The organism is Maridesulfovibrio pacificus (SeqCode) (assembly GCF_048612815.1).
GTDB lineage: Bacteria > Desulfobacterota > Desulfovibrionia > Desulfovibrionales > Desulfovibrionaceae > Maridesulfovibrio > Maridesulfovibrio pacificus.
This window is the reverse complement of record NZ_JBLZNE010000002.1, coordinates 277,615-296,238: the sequence shown is the minus strand read 5'-3', so window position 1 is coordinate 296,238 and position 18,624 is coordinate 277,615. Positions and strand designations below refer to the sequence as shown.

General features: G+C 47.7%; 15 protein-coding genes. 9 read left to right on the top strand and 6 right to left on the bottom strand.

The features are described 5' to 3' along the window. Window positions 1–28: 28 nt before the first annotated feature. On the bottom strand, window positions 29–1,378 hold the full coding sequence (locus ACNI23_RS18770) for an L-serine ammonia-lyase (protein WP_420250797.1): 1,350 nt from the start codon (window positions 1,376–1,378) through the stop codon (window positions 29–31). A 95-nt stretch (window positions 1,379–1,473) separates the two neighbouring features. Here ACNI23_RS18770 and ACNI23_RS18765 point away from each other — a divergent pair, with 95 nt between their 5' ends. Beyond that, window positions 1,474–1,878, top strand: a complete 405-nt coding sequence (locus tag ACNI23_RS18765; protein ID WP_420250796.1) for a 2-thiouracil desulfurase family protein — start codon at window positions 1,474–1,476, stop codon at window positions 1,876–1,878. 175 nt (window positions 1,879–2,053) lie between these two features. On the opposite strand, the gene ACNI23_RS18760 is transcribed toward ACNI23_RS18765, so the two are convergent. Together ACNI23_RS18760 and ACNI23_RS18755 are read right to left on the bottom strand one after the other, a co-directional pair. Then, window positions 2,054–2,323 (bottom strand): hypothetical protein, encoded by a 270-nt coding sequence (locus ACNI23_RS18760; protein ID WP_420250795.1) that lies wholly within the window; start codon window positions 2,321–2,323, stop codon window positions 2,054–2,056. Between the two features lie 10 nt (window positions 2,324–2,333). After that, the gene (locus ACNI23_RS18755; RefSeq protein WP_420250794.1) at window positions 2,334–2,990 is read right to left on the bottom strand and encodes a YkgJ family cysteine cluster protein; all 657 of its coding nucleotides are present in this window, start codon (window positions 2,988–2,990) and stop codon (window positions 2,334–2,336) included. Window positions 2,991–3,375: 385 nt separating this feature from the next. Here ACNI23_RS18755 and dsrA point away from each other — a divergent pair, with 385 nt between their 5' ends. From dsrA to ACNI23_RS18735, 4 genes are all read left to right on the top strand, one after another. Continuing rightward, complete coding sequence (gene dsrA, locus ACNI23_RS18750; RefSeq protein ID WP_420250793.1) at window positions 3,376–4,689, top strand: dissimilatory-type sulfite reductase subunit alpha; 1,314 nt, start codon at window positions 3,376–3,378, stop codon at window positions 4,687–4,689. A 15-nt stretch (window positions 4,690–4,704) separates the two neighbouring features. Then, window positions 4,705–5,850: a dissimilatory-type sulfite reductase subunit beta gene (gene dsrB / locus ACNI23_RS18745; RefSeq protein ID WP_420250792.1), complete on the top strand. Its 1,146-nt coding sequence runs from the start codon at window positions 4,705–4,707 to the stop codon at window positions 5,848–5,850. A 64-nt stretch (window positions 5,851–5,914) separates the two neighbouring features. Continuing rightward, window positions 5,915–6,163 (top strand): dissimilatory sulfite reductase D family protein, encoded by a 249-nt coding sequence (locus tag ACNI23_RS18740; RefSeq protein WP_420250791.1) that lies wholly within the window; start codon window positions 5,915–5,917, stop codon window positions 6,161–6,163. A 181-nt stretch (window positions 6,164–6,344) separates the two neighbouring features. Next, the gene (locus tag ACNI23_RS18735; protein ID WP_420250790.1) at window positions 6,345–7,730 is read left to right on the top strand and encodes a cobyrinic acid a,c-diamide synthase CobB; all 1,386 of its coding nucleotides are present in this window, start codon (window positions 6,345–6,347) and stop codon (window positions 7,728–7,730) included. A 2-nt stretch (window positions 7,731–7,732) separates the two neighbouring features. Here the strand turns inward: ACNI23_RS18735 and ACNI23_RS18730 are convergent, their stop codons facing one another. After that, window positions 7,733–8,479 (bottom strand): hypothetical protein, encoded by a 747-nt coding sequence (locus ACNI23_RS18730; RefSeq protein ID WP_015850676.1) that lies wholly within the window; start codon window positions 8,477–8,479, stop codon window positions 7,733–7,735. Window positions 8,480–8,588: 109 nt separating this feature from the next. On the opposite strand from ACNI23_RS18730, the gene lgt reads away from it, so the two are divergent. The 4 genes from lgt to ACNI23_RS18710 all read left to right on the top strand — a co-directional run bounded on the left by lgt (window position 8,589) and on the right by ACNI23_RS18710 (window position 15,531). Then, a complete protein-coding gene (gene lgt, locus ACNI23_RS18725; RefSeq protein ID WP_420250789.1) occupies window positions 8,589–9,401 on the top strand; it encodes a prolipoprotein diacylglyceryl transferase in 813 nt (270 codons plus the stop codon). A gap of 246 nt (window positions 9,402–9,647) precedes the next feature. Continuing rightward, window positions 9,648–12,476 carry a FecR domain-containing protein gene (locus ACNI23_RS18720; protein WP_420250788.1) on the top strand — a complete coding sequence of 943 codons (2,829 nt, stop codon included), beginning with the start codon at window positions 9,648–9,650 and terminating at the stop codon, window positions 12,474–12,476. A gap of 210 nt (window positions 12,477–12,686) precedes the next feature. After that, a complete protein-coding gene (locus ACNI23_RS18715; RefSeq protein ID WP_420250787.1) occupies window positions 12,687–14,771 on the top strand; it encodes a FecR domain-containing protein in 2,085 nt (694 codons plus the stop codon). 178 nt (window positions 14,772–14,949) lie between these two features. Continuing rightward, window positions 14,950–15,531 (top strand): hypothetical protein, encoded by a 582-nt coding sequence (locus ACNI23_RS18710; protein WP_420250786.1) that lies wholly within the window; start codon window positions 14,950–14,952, stop codon window positions 15,529–15,531. Between the two features lie 100 nt (window positions 15,532–15,631). Here the strand turns inward: ACNI23_RS18710 and traT are convergent, their stop codons facing one another. Both traT and ACNI23_RS18700 read right to left on the bottom strand, forming a co-directional pair. Further along, window positions 15,632–16,372 carry a complement resistance protein TraT gene (traT, locus tag ACNI23_RS18705; protein ID WP_420250785.1) on the bottom strand — a complete coding sequence of 247 codons (741 nt, stop codon included), beginning with the start codon at window positions 16,370–16,372 and terminating at the stop codon, window positions 15,632–15,634. An 11-nt stretch (window positions 16,373–16,383) separates the two neighbouring features. Further along, window positions 16,384–18,618, bottom strand: a complete 2,235-nt coding sequence (locus ACNI23_RS18700) for a S1C family serine protease (protein WP_420250784.1) — start codon at window positions 18,616–18,618, stop codon at window positions 16,384–16,386. Between the last annotated feature and the right edge of the window lie 6 nt (window positions 18,619–18,624).

Here is an 18,624-nt window from a genome sequence, read left to right as displayed (position 1 = left end):
CTTTTTTGTTATGCATTTGAAATTAATATTAACAGTTAGGCACTGACACAGCCAGTCCGCCCAGCGAAGTTTCTTTGTATTTTGAATTCATATCCTTACCTGTTTCGGCCATAGCCTTGACAACTTCATCAAAACGGACTTTGTGGAATTCTTCATTTTCCACGGAGGCAATGAGGTAAGAATTGTATGCCCGGACAACTCCCATAGCATTGCGCTCTATGCAAGGGATTTGCACGTATCCGCCTACAGGGTCGCAGGTGAGACCAAGATGGTGTTCAAGAGCTGTTTCTGCGGCATTCTCAGTGCGCCAGAAACGGTGCCCGTTGGCATAAGTAATCAAACCGGCCGCCATAGCCGATGCTACTCCGACTTCGCCCTGACAGCCCACTTCGGCTCCGGCAATACTGGCATTATGTTTGGCAATGAAACCCAGTGCAGCGGCAATAAGCATCCCTTCGCGAACTCGCTCGCGTTCTATACCCAGCTCCTCTTCAAGGGCATAGACAGCAGCAGGAATAACCCCGGCGGACCCGGAAGTCGGAGCTGTGACGACTATATGTCCGGCAGCATTCTCTTCAGATGCGGCAAAACCGTAGGCGTTAAGGCGTAGCAAAAAACTATCGGCACAGTTGGGTTGAGTGCTGTTATCAAAAAGACGTTTGGCCTTGCGGTGTAACCCGATAGGGCCGGGTAGTATCCCTTCCGCAGCAAGGCCGTTGCGCACAGCCTGTTTCATGGCATCAAGAATATCATCCAGTTTCTCATATATTTCCTCTTCGGAAATTCCGCTGATAGCTGTCTCGTTAGCTAGAATAGCCTGATGCATGCGCAAGCCTTCATCTGATAGAATGGCTTTAAGTTCATCCATATTTGAATATTGATGAGGGGGAACACGCGGGATCTCGGATTGTTGTCCTTTCCATTTAATAAAGCCGCCGCCGATGGAGTAGTATTCCTGTTCAAAAAGAATTGCTTCACCTTTGCGAAGTCGCAGGAGCAGGGTGTTCGCATAGGGGAAATCATTCTCAACTTCTGCAAAGACAACGTCTTTAACGCTCAAGCCCAAAGATATCTGGCCGCTTTCAAACTGGCGGGAAGCACCATCGGCCAAAGAATCAAGAAATTCACATTCAACATTATCCGGCTTGAACCCGAGCAATCCGGCAATAACGGCCCGGTCGGTTCCGTGGCCTTTTCCGGTGGCGCTGAGACTGCCGTACAACCTGACTTCAATGTTGTCGGGGTGTTCATCAAATGAAAGGTCTGCCACGGCTTGATGAAAATTGTATCCGGCTTTCATGGGACCGATCGTATGGGAGCTGGAAGGACCGGGGCCAATTTTGAAAAGTTCAAAAACAGATGTGGTAATGGCGGTCATAACTCCTCCTTGACCGAGGTAATTGTTTATGAAAATTATCATTAGCACATTGCGCAGAACCTAACAATGCAGATCCTTTTTCGGAGGTTAAGTATATGTATATAGTAAGCGGCTGTCTGGCGGGACTTTGTTGCCGTTATGACGGCGGTGACAATGCGGACGAAAGGGTAATGAAGCTGGTCTCTGAAGGTAAGGCTATCCCGGTCTGTCCTGAGCAATTGGGTGGACTGACAACTCCTCGTCCTCCATGTGAAATAGTGGAAGGAAGAGTACTCAGCAATCAGGGTGAGGATGTAACGGAACAGTTCAGGCGCGGTGCAGAGGAAGCTCTAAAGCTCGCAAAGCTTGCGGACAGCAGGAAAGCTATCCTGAAGGCTCGTTCTCCTTCATGTGGTATCGGCAAGATTTATGACGGTACTTTCGGTGGAAACTTGATCGATGGTGACGGACTATTTGCCGACATGCTCAGAAAAGAAGGCTTTGAGCTGGAAACAGAATAAAAAACATCCCGGAAATCTAAAAAAGATTTCCGGGATGTTTTTTTGCTAAAGCAAGATTAGCCCTATGAAACGGCGAAGCCATACTAAAAAAGTTTGGGATTATTAATCCCTTTTCAGAGGGTTTAAGCCGCCGGAGGCAAATTCGTATTAAAGCGCGTAGCGCAACATTAAACTCCTAGTGAGTAATCTTGTCTTCTTTAATAAGTTGCTGGGCAACGCTGAGATCGTAGAGTGCCAGAGGGTTACGGTCTGAACCGCGTTTTTTATATTCTTCAGCAGCTTCCATGATCACGTCAAAGGGCAGCCATTCGTGCTGGTCCCAGATAGTGGGATTGTCGTTGGACCAGAGTCTGAACTCGATTGATCCTTCATTTTCCCGCACGTACATCTTGGTGTCACGGGTCTGCAGGGACGGGTAGTAATAAAGTCCACGTTGGTCTTTCATTATATAATCCTTAGAGTTTGCGCAGTGAAAAAGATTTTCCGTTGGGAGTAGCAATGATGCCGTATCCTTTTATGAGGACGGTCATTGGTCTGCCGAAGAAGAAATCCATGGATTCTTCCGGGAGTCCTGCTTTTTCCATGACAAGTTCACGAATAGAACCGTCGAAAATCAGCATTTCGCGCAGGTCTGCCTGAATTTTTCCGCTTTCATCCCAGTTATTAACAGCTGCAGCAGCAAGCTCTGACATCTTGGCGGGATCACATTTCTTGTCATGCTCTTCGATGAGCTCAAGAACAGGATGCCCTTCAGGAAGAACGTCTTTTCTGGATAGACGGTCCTTGCTGTAGACTTCCATCAGAGGTTCCGGGGCTTCGCAGAAAAGTTTTTGACATTCAAGGGGGCGGCTCTTGTAAATACGGCAGACATTTGAAGCCTGGGCAAGAAATTTACAGATCCATTCGCCGCCGGATCCTTTAATTTTGAGAATTTCTTCATCAAGGGGAACTACTGCTCCAACTGGCTGGTCGTAAGCAAGCTCACCCTTGCGAAGGGTAACAATATCAGTAAGGTCAATGCCGTCTGCTTCTTTCAGCAGGGGCAGGTCCTGAGTGTGTAGTGCCGGGCCGCCTTTACGGCAGCAGGTACCGCATTGTTTGCATTCGTTCATATTTTAGGAATCACTTTTTCAAGTTTATGTTGCTGGTTATCAAAAATTTTTGTAGGAAATATTGCTACTGACGCACCTTGTGTTCGGGATGAGTAAATACGCTGAATCCGGCTAGCTTGGCAAGTCCGAGTTTTCTCAATTCTGATAATTTGAATCATGTATTGACAACGGGCGTATCCGGCGTGTTAGTTAATTATCCAGCACTATAGGTTGTGTTTTTTTTCACTTAAGGGTATCTTTCCCTCCCCTTGCATCGTAACGATGAGGGGGTCTCGCACTAAGAGAGGAAAGCAACCGGGCTAAGGTCGGTTTACCGGCTGACGTACCGGATGCCTAATTTGTATTGGTAGGTATATCTTATTAAACTTTATGGAGGTTTAAGGGAATGGCGAAACACAAAACTCCCTTGTTGGACGAACTTGAAAGCGGGCCATGGCCTAGCTTCGTGTCCGACGTTAAACAAGAAGCCGAAGTTAGAGCAAAAAACGAGAAGGGCGTGGAATATCAGATTCCCGTCGAAGTTTGTGATGACCTTCTCGGTGTTCTCGAGCTGTCTTATTCTGATGGTGAAACTCACTGGAAACACGGCGGTATCGTTGGCGTTTTCGGTTACGGCGGCGGCGTTATCGGTCGTTACTGTGACCAGCCCGAAATGTTCCCCGGCGTTGCACACTTTCACACCGTTCGTGTTGCACAGCCCACCGCTAAGTACTACACCACCGAGTTCCTGAACAAGATCATCGACATTTGGGATATGCGCGGTTCCGGTCTGACCAACATGCACGGTTCTACCGGTGACATCGTCTTCCTCGGTACCACCACTCCTCAGCTCGAAGAAATCTTCTTCGAACTGACCCACAATGCAGACGTTGACCTTGGTGGCTCCGGCTCCAACCTGCGTACCCCTGCAGCTTGTCTCGGTATGTCCCGTTGTGAGTACGCTTGTTACGACGCACAGGCACTCTGCTACGATATGACCATGGAATTCCAGGACGAACTTCACCGTCCCGCTTTCCCTTACAAGTTCAAATTCAAATTTGATGCTTGCCCCAACAGCTGCGTATGTGCTCTCGCACGTTCCGACTTCTCTGTTGTAGGTATCTGGAAAGACGAAATCCGCATCGACCAGGAAGCTGTTGCAGCTTACGTTGGTGGTGAGTTCAGACCTAACGCTGGCGCTCACTCCGGCCGTGACTGGGGTGCATTCGACATTCAGAAAGAAGTTGTTGATCTCTGCCCCGGTAAGTGCATCAAGTACGCTGACGGCAAACTCGAAATCAACGATAAAGAATGTATGCACTGCATGCACTGCATCAACACCATGCCTCGCGCACTGATGATCGGTAACGATCGCGGCGCATCCATCCTTTGTGGTGCTAAAGCTCCGATCCTCGACGGTCCTCAGCTCAGCTCCCTCCTCGTACCCTTCATCAAGGTTGAAGAGCCTTTCGACGAAGTTAAGGAAGTTGTTGAAAACATTTGGGACTGGTGGATGGAAGAAGGTAAAAACCGTGAGCGTCTCGGTGAGACCATGCGTCGCATGGGCTTCCAGAAGCTTCTCGAAGTTACCGGAATCAAGGCTGATCCCAGACACGTTCAGGAACCCAGACATAACCCCTACATCTTCTGGAAAGCTGAAGATGTTGATGGTCCTTGGGAACGTGACGTTACCGAATACAGAAAAAGACACCAGAGATAATACGGGAGGACAGACATGGCGTTCGTTTCTTCTGGCTACAATCCAGACAAACCGATGGAAAACCGGATTTCCGACATTGGACCTCGCGACTTCAGAGAGTTCCTGCCTCCGGTTATTAAAAACAACTACGGCAAGTGGCTCTACCACGAAATCATTGAACCCGGCGTACTGGTACACGTTGCCGAATCCGGCGACGAAGTATACACCGTCCGCTGCGGTACTGCTCGCCTCATGAGTATTACCCTGATTCGTGAAATGTGCGAAGTTGCTGACAAGCACTGCGACGGATACCTCCGTTTCACCACTCGTAACAACGTTGAGTTCATGACCGACTCTAAGGACAAAATGATTGCCCTTAAAGAAGATCTGCTTAGCCGTAAGTTCGAAGGTGGTTCCTACAAGTTCCCCGTCGGTGGTACCGGTGCTGGTGTATCCAACATCGTTCACACTCAGGGTTGGGTTCACTGCCACACCCCCGCTACCGATGCTTCCGGTACTGTTAAAGTCATCATGGATGACCTCTTTGAAGAGTTCACCGGCCACAACATGCCCGCACCCGTGCGTATCGCTGTTGCGTGCTGCCTGAACATGTGTGGTGCTTGCCACTGCTCCGACATCGCTGTTGTCGGTATTCACCGTAAGCCCCCCATCATTGACCACGAGTACCTTGACAACCTCTGCGAAATTCCTCTTGCAGTAGCTTCCTGCCCCACCGGTGCAGTTCGTCCTTCCAAGATCGAACTCGATGGTAAGCAGTACAAGACTGTTGCTATTAAAGAAGAACGCTGCATGTACTGCGGTAACTGCTACACCATGTGCCCCTCCCTGCCCCTCTCCGATAAGGAAGGTGACGGTATCGCACTGATGGTTGGTGGTAAGGTTTCTAACCGTATCTCCATGCCTAAGTTCTCCAAGGTTGTTGTTGCATTTATTCCTAACGAACCTCCTCGTTGGCCCACACTTACCAAGACCATCCGCACAATCGTGGACGTCTACAAAGCTGAAGCTAACAAGTACGAGCGTCTGGGTGACTGGGCAGAGCGTATTGGTTGGGAACGTTTCTTCGAGAAAACCGGTCTGGAGTTCACTCCTCACCTGATCGATGATTTCCGTGATCCCGCTTACTACACCTGGCGTCAGTCCACTCAGTTCAAGTTCTAATTCGAATTGAGAAATACGGGGTGCGGCATTTTGCCGTACCCCTTTAAAAAGAAAGGGGCTTATTATGCCGATCGATATGGATTCCGCTAAAGTAGAAATCCTGGACTTCCTTGAGAAGAAAACAGGTGCTAAAAGCAAATTTTACTTCAATGACTTCACCAAGCTCTTTCCTGATGCAAAGGGTCGCGAAGTTAAGAAAGTTCTGACCGCTCTCGTTAAAGAAGAGAAGGTTGAATACTGGTCCTCCGGTTCTACCACCATGTACGGTCTGACCGGTGCTGGTAAGCAGAGTGGTGCTGAACACGAAGATTAATTTTTCGTTTAGTTCGACTCTTAAATGCCTTGTCCCTTGGGACAAGGCATTTTTTTATGCTTCAGCCCTTATTTGCACTGGAGGGAAGGGGGATTTTCCTTGTCTTTTTTACGTTGAAACACTACTGAATCCATTGTGCATACGAGCATTATTTAGAATTTTTAAGGGCGTGAGCAGCGAAATGAATTTTCCACGTATTGTTTTGGCCGGACTCAGCGGCGGCACAGGTAAGACTATTGTCACTCTCGGGCTTTGCCGGGCCTTCCGCAATCAGGGCAGGGCGGTTAAGCCGTTCAAAAAAGGGCCCGATTATATTGATGCCCGCTGGCTTGGGTTGGCTTCAGGTCAGTACGCCACCAATCTTGATCCTTTCCTCATGCCCAACGATAAGCTCATCTCCCTTTTTCTGGAAAAAGGTCAGGGGGCTGATATTTCCATAGTAGAAGGTAACCGTGGCCTTTTCGATGGTAAAGATGTGGACGGCTCGTGCTCCACAGCGGAACTTGCCAGGATTATCAAAGCTCCGGTTATCCTGACTATAGACTGCACAAAGATGACCCGTACTGTGGCTGCCATTGTAGCCGGGTGTAAAGCTTTCGAAGACGGTTTCAACCTTGCCGGCGTAATTCTCAACCGCACAGCCGGGGAACGCCATCGCAATATTCTTAAAAATTCCATCGAAGCATATACCGATATCCCGGTACTGGGCATGCTGCCTAAATTGAAGGAAAATCCCATCCCTGAGCGGCACATGGGACTTGTTTCCAATACCGAATATGATGCGGTGGATAAGGCTCTGGATACACTTGGTCAGATGGCTGAGGATTGTCTTGATCTGGAGGCAATCCGCAAAATTGCTGAGAATGCCTCTTCAGAACTTAAAGCAGAAGAGTCGGCATGGTCTGGTATAGAGCTTTCCAGCGATTCTAGGCCCGTTATCGGTGTTGTGCGCGATGAAGCGCTCTGGTTTTATTATGAGGAAAACCTCGAAGCCTTGCGCCGGGCCGGAGCTGAAGTAAAAGAGGTTTCCATTTTTTCAGCAGCACCTTGGCCTGAAATCCACGGGCTATACTTGGGTGGTGGATTCCCGGAGACCCTTGCTCCTGAAATTTCCTTGAACAACGTTATACGTGAACATGTGCGGAGCCTTGCTGAATCCGGCCTGCCCATTTTTGCCGAATGCGGCGGTTTTATGTATCTCGGACGTGACGTTGAGTATGAAGGGCAGAAATACGCTATGTCCGGCGTGCTCGACCTTTCTACCCGTCTTTGTCCACGTCCGCAGGGTTTAGGGTACACTTCCGGTAAAATCGTCCACGAAAATCCCTTCCTGCCAGTAGGGACCGAAGTCATCGGTCATGAATTCCACTATTCACTCTGTGTTGATAATAACGAAACCGCGCCGAAATACGCACTTGATATGTCACGCGGTAAAGGTATGGCCGACGGACACGACGGGCTGGTCCGCGACAATATCTATGCAGGTTACAACCATATCCACGCCCTGAGCATGCCATGCTGGGCCAATAATTTCGTTAAGGCTGCTGAAAAATATAAAAATAAATAGATTTATGGCATAAATGCTCTGGCGATGCGGAAGATATCGTCATAGCTGAGTTTAGCCCGGATGCCGAGGCTCATTTCAGAAGCCATATCCATTTTTGTTTTGGAATAAGCTAAAATTTGTTCGGCCTGAACTTTGAGATTGGACTTGAGTATTCTGTGGTCAAACCCGTCAATAACCTGAGTTATGCCGTTGGCGTAATAAGGCGTTTTGATGTGTGGAACTAACTGCTCGAGCTGCTGTTTGCCTTCTTTGCGGCTGAGTATGATGTGGAAGAGCATTTTTACCAGTAAGCGGTCCGGCTGTAATTTATGATCGAATTCAAGAAGCAGGGCCGGATCAGATTGTGTATCCAGCAAACCGTCCAACAGTCCGTGGGCTAGGGTGAATGCTTTTTTTTCAGAAATTACAGATACAGGATAGTGCGAAGCCATGCGCACAAAGCTGATGCGAGGATTTTCTTGCGATGACATAGCCAGCAGTGCTATCTGCATGGTCTCCAGCTTGCGTGAGTATTCTTCAGCCAGTGTGGTTCTCTTGGCTTCAGCAAGGCGGCGCACTGTTGTTTCGTCCAGCTCGGAAAAAGCAGTTTCCAACAAAAATTTGATGTAAGGTTCGCGCGTATAGCGTATCTCTTCCTCAAGGACTTTTCTGCTACGCTTAACATCAATAAGTTTTTTGATTGATAGCCAGTATGCGGCAAGCCCCTCGGCGGGCATTTCCAGAATATCAAAATCTTTTTGTTCTTCCATGGGATTTCCTTGTATTTCCTGTGTACAGATTGTAACTGAATTTGTCCGGGAAACATAGTCCGTCCGGGGCAGTTTTTTGTTTAAGGATTTTTATAAGTAGGTAAAGAATATGATTGTATTGCCGGAGTTTGATACCGTTGCTTTTAGATTAGGACCTCTCAAGGCCAATTGGTATGGCCTGATGTATATGATCGGTTTTGCCATAGCGTGGACCTTGGGGCGCTACAGGGCGTCTAGAAAGACAAATAATTGGACTGCACAACAGGTCGATGACTTGATCACATGGCTGGTGGTCGGTCTGGTGGTAGGTGCGCGTATCGGTTACTGTCTGATTTACGAACCTGAATATTTTATAGCCAATCCCATGGATATTTTGGCGGTCTGGAAGGGCGGAATGTCTTTTCACGGCGGTGCTGCCGGTGTAGCAATTGTCGCATGGAGATTTGCAAAATCCACCAACAGGACAACTCTTGATGTAGGTGATTTTCTTGTTCCTTTGGCACCGCTAGGGTTACTCTGCGGTCGTTTGGGGAACTTTATTAATGGAGAGCTCTGGGGCCGGGTGACTGATATGCCTTGGGGTATGGTTTTCCCAAGTCAGCGTGCAGGGAATCTGCCCAGGCACCCTTCGCAACTCTATGAAGGAGCACTTGAAGGGCTGTTGCTTTTCTTGATTCTCTGGGTCTGGTCAGCAAAACCCCGTCAAAGGGGGACCACTACAGGAATATTCCTCATGGGCTATGGCTTCTTCAGAGCCTTTGTGGAGTTTTTCCGTCAGCCTGACCCCCAGCTTGGCTTTATCGCCTTCGGCTGGCTGACAATGGGGCAGTTGCTTTGTGTCCCCATGATTCTAGCCGGGTTGGCTTTGTTTCTCTGGGGGCTGAAGAAAGGACCTATTCCTCCTGCTGTCGATCCAGTATAATTGACCTTTAATAATCATGATGAACATGTGCCTCCTGCTCGAAAGTGCAGGAGGTATTTTTTTTAAAATTAATTGCCATTACCATATAATATATTATTCGTTAGTTTGAGGGGTTGAGTTGATAATGATTATTGTTCTAGAATAGCGATAGGTTACGAGCAATAAAAGAGTGTGTACTTACCTTGCAAAGGTAGAATTAAGACTTACCCTACCATTAGGGTCTAAATTTTACCTGCGGGGTGAGCCATGTCCCCTGAAACGGTCACTCAAAACGCTATCGGCGTTATCCTCACTGCCAGTGGTGAGGTGTCGCTCAAGTCTTATGAAGGTTTGAGATTGGCTGAGTCCGGCTCGTCGGTTTTTCGTGGCGATGAGCTTATTACCGGAGCAGACGGGCAGGTCGAAGTCCGTTTTGCTGACGACACTCTCCTTTCTCAGGGCGCACAGTCCTCCATATCCCTTGATGATTATGTCTACGATGAGGTGGACGAAGGTTCTTCGGACCTCTTCTTTAAGATGGGTACCGGGACTTTTCGTATGGTCACCGGTAAAATTGCCGAGCAGAACCCTGAGCGGTTCAAGATCGGTTCTCCTCTTGCCACTATCGGTATCCGCGGGACCATCACCGTTCATGAGATAAGTCCTGATGGCGAAAAGCACGGTGTTGAAGAAATCCACAGTGGTAAAGCGCTACTGGTACAAAGTATTGATGGTTCCATCCGTCAGATTGCTTCTCCTCGTGCATTGGTTGATATTGCAAGTTCAGGGTTGATGAGCAGTGTTCGTGTTATGACTGTTTCTGAATTCAACCAATTTCAGTCCATCGCTCCTGCCGCAATACAAGAGGAGCAGATAATCGAGGAGCAACAGAGGGAAGAACAGCAAGAGCAGCAGGATTTGCAAGGAGGCGAAGAACAGCAGAACGAAGAAGGTGAAACCTCTGAACAACAAGGGGATGAAGAACAGAGTGAACAGCAGGTAGAGGGAGAACTACCGGGGGAAGTAGGAGGCGAAGCACTGGGATTTGGAGGAAACGGTGTCTTGTCTGGTGGTGAAGGTGTGTTTGGCGAACAGGAACCTGTAGATGTCGCCATGTTGGCTGCCGCAGAAGATATTTTTGGAGCTTTGGCCGAAGACGATGTTAATACTGCCACTGAATTGCTCGAAGATTTCGCAGGTGATGCTACTGGGGATTCAACCGCTGACAATGCCGGTGAAGATGTAATTGATGATTTGGTTGAAGGGACCGAGCCTGATCAGGAAGAAACGACCAGTGAAACCTCTAGCGAAACTACTGATCAAACTACCAATGAAACTACCAACGATACTTCCGGAGACGGCATTGATTGGGGCGATGCCACTGAAAGTGCTGATCGTTGGATTGGAACTGAAAACACGGATTACTATGATGGCCGCGGCGGCGATGATTACATAGATGGAATGGAGAATAGCGACACCCTCAAGGGTGGTGATGGCAATGATACTATCTATGGATGTATGGGTGATGACAGCATCGAAGGTGGTTCCGGTAACGACCTGATTTACGGAGACGCAGGGCGTGATGTTATTGATGGCGGTTCAGATGATGATTACATCCTTGCCCTTCAGGACGGAGATATCATCATAGGTTCAACCGGAATAGACACAGTCTCCTATATGTCAGTCGCTGAACGTGGAGTTAACGCCAATCTTGCAACCGGAGTTGTTTCAGGCGGTATTTACGATGATTCATTAAGTGGAATAGAGAATCTCGTCGGGTCTGGCTATGCTGATGTCATCGTCGGCGATAGTGCTGGTAACACTCTCAGTGGTTTGGCCGGTAATGATTCCATTTCCGGTGGCGCTGGAGATGACCTGATCGAAGGTGGAGCTGGTGCTGATACGCTTGATGGCGGAGCCGGACAGGACATCTTCCGCTACACTGAAGCGGATGGTTTGCCTGGTGAAGAACTGCGGTATTTTTCAAGTGCTGATGATACCCTTGACTTCAACGGCGAAAATTTCAGCGAAACTGCTGCGTTCGCTACTATTGAGTTGAACGACTATACTGGTACTAATGCGACTATAGGCACCACCCCTGTCTTTGTTTTCGATGCAGGCGGCAAGCTCTGGTATGATTCCAACGGCGAGGATGCAGGGGGCCATACCTTGATAACCAAGGTTAGCGGTGACGCTGTTGTAGCTTCAGATCTCACAGTTGACGGTGTAGCTATCGAAGAAGCTGTGCAGTGGGAAACTGGTGCAGAGTCTGGCGAAACGTGGGTCGGAACTTCCAAGACCGACTATTATAATGGTGCAGGCGGCGATGACTCAATCAGCGGCAAGCAGGGTGTTGATACTTTGCTCGGTGGTCTCGGTGACGATTATATTGATGGTGGAAACGGCGCGGACAGCATTGATGGCGGTGGTGGCAACGATACCATTTATGGTGGTCAGAATGCGGACTATATTGATGGTGGAGCCGATGACGACCTTATTTTCGGTGGTCAGAATGGGGATACCATGGATGGTGGCGACGGTAATGACACTGTCTCATACGAAGGCGGATCTGCTGTGCAAGTCGACCTTGCGGCAGGAACTGTTTCCGGCGGTTCCAATACAGATACGCTGGTAAGCATAGAAAACGTCATTGGTACTGATAACAACGATGTTCTTAATGGTTGTGATGCTCCCAACTCACTTACCGGGGGAGCCGGGGACGATACGCTGTACGGTTCAAGTGGTGCAGACTATCTGTCTGGTGGAACTGGAAATGATGTTTTCTCCTATACTTCTTCAGCTGAAGGTCACGATACTATTGCCGATTTTGTGAGCGCGGATGACAATTTCTATTTCTCCTCGGAATTCAATTCAAATTACACTTTCATTAATGTGACTCCCGGAGAAGGTGTGTCCTATGATGGTCAGACCGGTCCGGCCGACGGTTCCGCTTATTTTGTTTTTGACTCGGACAATGGTCAGCTTTGGTATGATCCTGATGGAAGTACCGTTAGCTCCGATCATGCACTTATAGCTACTGTTTTTGGTGATTCTGTTGTGGAAAGCGATATCTCAGTGGATAGCGGAATGTTTTGATTGTTGTTTATGGAGTAAGTTGAGTTTATTAGGTGACGATGGTGATGTAATTGAGGTGTTTTGTCTTGTTGATGGTAGTGATGTGCGCAGTGTGAGTGTTGCTATTGTTCTTGTGATTTGTGTCTCGCTGCTTGTAATTGTTGACTTGTAGGCTTAAAATCTATTATTGTTTGTTAATGGTGGAGTACTTATAAAAAGTAGAGGGGATTTATGCCTCCTGAAGGAAATCAAAATTCTATCGGTGTTGTCCTTGCAACAAGCGGTGATGTCTTCTTACGTTCCGAAGCCGGAATCCGGCAGGTAGAGGCGGGGGCTGAAGTCTTTCGGGGCGAAGAGCTGGTGACCGGATCAGGCAGTACTGCAGAAGTTCGTTTTATGGACGATACCCTGCTTTCTCAGGGTGCTGATTCGGCAATATCCCTTGATGATTATGTATTTGACGACTCTGCATCTGATGCCGAACTACTTTTCAAAATGAGTCAGGGTACCTTCCGTTTGGTGACAGGTAAAATTGCCGAGCAGAATCCTGACCGCTTCCAAGTCGGTACTCCTCTTGCTACCATCGGTATCCGCGGTACCACCATTGTCAGTGAAATCAGTCCCGGCGGTGGGCAGAAGATTGGTGTTGAAGAAATTCATGCCGGTAAAGCCCTGCTTGTCCAATCCATAAGCGGCGAAATCAGGATGATTGCCAACGCCCGTGAACTGGTTGATATCGCCATGTCCGGTCAGCTCGGTTCTGTGCGTCCTATGACTGCCCGTGAATTTGATTCATTTCGTGAAATTGCTCCCTCGGCTATCCGTCAGGAGCAGGAAATCCAGCAACAGCGTCAGGAAGAGGAACAGCAGGACGATCCTCAGGATCAGGGACAGGACGAACAAGGTCAGGATGCTCAGGGCGAAGGGGATCAGCAAGGTGAAGCCGAAGGAGGGGAAACCGGAGGTCCTGCAATTCCCGGTCAGGGTGTGCTTGATCCGGGGCTGGGTGTAGTTGATCCTGCTGGCGGTCTTGCTGTGAGCTACCCTGATTTGCAGGTGGCTGTAGCAATTAGTTCAATCTTGGGACTCGAGGCTAGTGTAAATGAAATTGAAGGTTTATTGCAGGGAGTTGCTACAGATATATTTGATGCCTTAGGTGTTGGTGATCTAAGTAATGCACAGCAATTGTTAAATAATCTCGAAGCTCTGACCGATGATATTATAGATGAATTGCTCGAGGATCTTCCTGAAGGCGACGAAGGTCAGACCTATACCGACAGCGATGGGACTAATTATATTTATGGGACCAGCGGTGATGATACATGGGAAGGCACCAGCGGAGTTGACTATTACGACGGGCTGGGCGGGAATGATACCATTAGTGGTATGGAAGGCAATGATGTTCTCTACGGCGATACCGGTAATGATACTATCTATGGTAATTGTGATAACGATATGATTTATGGTGGTGCCGGAAACGATACTATTTCCGGTGGTGCCGGTTCAGATACCATCGCTGGTGGAGACGGAATCGACATACTTTCATTTGAAGATAGTCTTGCCGGAGTTGATGCATATATAAGCGGTGGAACAGCAATTAGTGACGGTGAGGTTGATTATTTCACAGGAATAGAAGCTCTGAAAGGATCTAGCTATGACGATACCCTTTCCGGTAGTATGACAGCTCCGACTACTTTTTACGGCAGCAGTGGGAGTGATGAAATGAGTGGCTTTTCCGGTCAGGAAAACTGGGTTTCGTATTTTGAAGCCAGCAATGGCGTTGATATTAATCTCGCTTCCAACAGTGTAACAAAGATTGGAACATCTGATACAGATATTATCCATGAGATTAATCATGCAATAGGATCGTCCAACAACGATACCATTACCGGATGTACTGGTAGCAACACACTTATGGGTTTGTCTGGCAATGATACCTTGACTGGCGGATTTGGTTCAGATCATTTGTATGGCGGTGCCGGCAATGATGTTTTCAATTATACGACATCGGTTTCCGGCGAAGGTGGAGATACTGTTTACGGTTTTGAAAGCGGCGTAGATAAGTTTTATTTTTCCGGTAACGGAGGATTTAACTCAACTTGGACTTTTGGCACTGTAAGCAGTTATAACGGATCAAGCGGAATTGGTGCTGGGGCGGAGTTTATATACGATACTTCAGATAAAGAGCTTTACTATGATGCAGACGGCAGTGGTTCCGGGGCCGGAGTACTGATCGCAACCCTTGATGCAGACAGCGACCCAATATCAGCTGTTGATAGTTCTACTGCTGGTGGTGATATCGCTGTTTACGTTTAAATTTGCCATGAGGAAGCCGCCTGAAGCAGTATGTTTCAGGCGGCTTTTCTTTTTACCTTTTGCCAAATTTTCTTGCCAATTATACCAATTTTTTATCAACTACGATGAATGACACCTGAAACCGGGGCTCGCCCCGAATACTGTATCTGAACCTGTGACTGAAAAAGGAAGGTGCCACGTGAGCAGAATTGATGAAATTCTTGGTAGAATGGATGCCTTGGAAAAGGAACTGCGCGTTGAATTAAGCGATAGGAAAAACGAGTTCCTCTACACCATACAAAAAAAGAAAGTGCGCTTCAGTGCAGAGGTGCGTGTGGCGCACCGTGAGCTGGCTGCTAAGTGGAGCGACTATGTTTATGATTCCGGCGTCTGGGTTATGCTTACGCTGCCTTTTATTTTTATGCCGCTTATCCCAGCCCTGATGATTGATGTTGCTGTCTGGCTCTATCAGCTGATGTGCTTTCCTGTTTACGGCATACCCCGGGTAAGGAGACGCGATTATGTAGTCATAGACCGCCATAGCCTTAAATATTTGAACCTTATTGAAAAGGTAAACTGCTACTATTGCGGTTACTTTAACGGCTTGATCGGGTTTGTGCGTGAGGTGGCAGCCCGTACAGAGCAGTACTGGTGCCCGATCCGGCATGCACGTCCGGTAAAGTCTGTACACAGCCGTTACCGTCATTTCTTCCCCTACGGTGATGCAAAAGGGTATCGTGAAGGGCTGAATGAAGTTCGTACCCGTTTTGACGATGTGTAGTTAAAAAAACGGCGAAGCCCTATTGAAAGTTTTTGGGAGAGTCCAGAGAACCCTTTTGCAAAAGGGTTCTTTGGTCCCCGAAGGCCGCCGGAGGCATGCTTTAAATAATATCCTGCAGAATTCTCTTAAATCTTAAAGTAACTCCGCGCACGATTTTGCTTTGCGCGGTGTTATCCCCGCCTGCATAAACCGCCGCTTTGATGCGTTCGCGAGAACGGTAGGAAGTGAAACCGTCGTCCTCGTCTTCCCATTTTATCCGGGTATCATCGAACTGGACGATAGCTTTACGCTTTTTGGCGTATTTATCCACGACTCCAAGAATCACGTCAGCGACCATGACGTAGGTGTCCTGCGTTGTGTACTGTCCGATAATGGCCCCGATAGCCGCACCGGAGGCGGAACCGAGTATCATTGAATCTAGGGTCTGTCCCAAGGTTGCTCCTAAATAGGCACCGCCCGTTCCACCCCATAGACTGATTTCATCAACCATGTTTTGCGAAATCTGACCTGAATAGCGCAGGTTGATATCCAGATGTGCGGAATATTTGCCAGTTTTTACTACTTTGTAGCCCTTATCGATATATGATTTTTCAATGCTTTTGCGCAGGGCCTTGAGGTTTATCGCCGGGTCACCGGAGGTGTTGCGGATAGTCAGCTTCAGTATCGGAGTATCGAACTGGGAGGGATCGACCATAAAGTTACCGCTGGTCATGGAGCCGTAGAGTAGGCCGGTACTCTGCTCGCGGACCATACCCATACGCTGCTTGCTGCGGCATCCGCTCATGATTACCAGCGCTGCGAGCATTGCCACTGCTATTAATATGAGAATGCTTTTTTTCAATTTAAGGCTCCTTATTTGCGGTATTTTATGCCGTATTGTTCAAGAAATTTGATTACTTCAGCGTAATGGACAGCAAAGGCTAGGTTGTCTATGTCATCTCCAACCCTTTTCCATGAGTTAACTCCGACAACTTTATTTTTATAAAACAAAGGTCCGCCGGAATTGCCGGCGTTTATGGCTGCGTCAGTCTGGATGTAGCGCACCATTTTTCTAGATGGGAGCATATGGGATTTTCTCTTTCTATATGCGCTGAATACTCCACGGGTTATGGTAAAAGGATATCTTTTCGGGTGTCCAATGGCCTCAAGAGTAACCCCGGCAGGGAGGCTTTTCTGGGTATAGATTCGTACAGGTTTGCCGTGGGTATTTACCTTGACCAAAGCGAGGTCTTTGTACAGATCATAGGCCATAACTTTACCGAATGCTTCAATTTTGTTGTGTAGTTGAATTTCCACAAATTCATTTTTCTCCACAACATGATAGTTGGTAAGGATAATATTGTCGGTCACAAAGAAACCGCTGCCTGTCCCTCTGCGATCCGGGCTCAGGACCATGACTGTGGAATCAAAACGTGGATCATTCCCGGTATCGGATTGATATTTATCGCTGTAAAATGTCGCCAATGCCTTGTTGCGGTTATTCATAATTGTTTTTTGAATGCGGGCCATGCTGCGATACTTTTTGTCTTTTTCCTTATGATCCAGATAGTAGTTGAGCATGTCAGATAGGCGAACTGCAACAGGTTGTTTTTCCCAGTTACGCAATTGCTTTTCAGTATTGAAGCGTATTTCAAGATTGTTCCGGTCAGGATCGTCAATCTGTATGCCATAAGCTATTTTGAAATTCTTTTCCTGAACAATATCAAAGAAGTCTGTGAAGTAGGTGCGCGATTTACGGTCGATAATTATATATTGCACCGAGGCCACTTTTGTTGTGCGTAGCGGGACAACACTGAAGTGGTATTTTTGATAAATGGGCTTGTCGATCATACGCGGAATGCTCGTGGCATTCGCCACTGCTTCGTTGTATTTTCTTTCTTCCTGAGCTGCCATATGGGCAGCGGAGGTGATGTCATTCGCCCCGAACCAGCCCAGAATGTGAACGTTGTTGCGTTCGTTCAGCTCTTGCCGTTTCAGTTTTAATTGTTCAAGGCGTAGCTGGGCCTGATCATATGCATGGTTGTATCCTTCCTGATATCCGACAATATTTTTGCTGCTGTATGCCTTGGGACGGAAAGTCTTGCGGTCAATTCTGGAGACCACCTCGTTGATGAGGATGACGATGTCAGCATCCTTGGCGGTTTTGGAATTGAACATGTGCGCTTTGGCCAATGTCTCGGTTTGCATGGGCAGGTCAACATCAAAACCCAGCCCGAATTCGATACCACGCTCTTTCATCAAGCTTTTACTGGTCACGCGCACAAAGGCGATCTTGCAGTCTGGAACTTCGGTTATAGGGAAGCCTAATCTATTGGCTTCATTCATGGCTTTAAGAACAGTGCGGAAGGAAGGCTTCTTACCTTTAGCTTCTTTTTTGAGCAGGTCCCGGAAGTACTGTCCTTCCAAGTTGCGCATGGTTTCGGCAGGGATGACGTTACCGTACTCCTTAATCATATGCGGCACGCCTTTTCCGTTAGCTGATGCTACTGCCTGTTCCAACAAAGCAGCTTGAGATTTGAGAAATTTTTCTTCGTCCAGTTTTACGGGGTAGATGGAAAAAAAGTTAGGTCCGGTCTGAATCGGGTAATTCTTAAATTGCGCCTGCGCGTCAGCTTTGATCTTTGATTCTTTCTCGCTAAATTTCTTTTTCAGCTTATCAAGGCCGCGGGGAATTTGTCCCAGATCACTGAGGATACTACTGGATTCGATTTCGTCGATTAAATTACGGGCATTATCCAGCTTAAGTCGGATTAAAGTCCACTTGGCGGATTTTTCAGGCCAGTGGATGGAAAGAAGATTGATAGTGGCCGCGGAAATTTTCGGACGGTAACGTTTTTTGAGATCAGAGGCAGCTTTGGTTATCTCGTCCATGGCTTTCGGTTTCTCAAGAAAATACTCCTGATTATCAAGCCATATTTGTTCCGCCTCTGAAAACTTATTGCGGTCCAGAGCCCGGGAAAACTTATCTTCCGGTTGGGAAGTGATTACTGTTTCTTTGATATTGGTTTTTATTGATCTGACTGTCCTGCATCCACAGATTGTAATCAGCAGTATCAACAGACCTAAACCGACAATTCTTCTATCCAAAGCTCT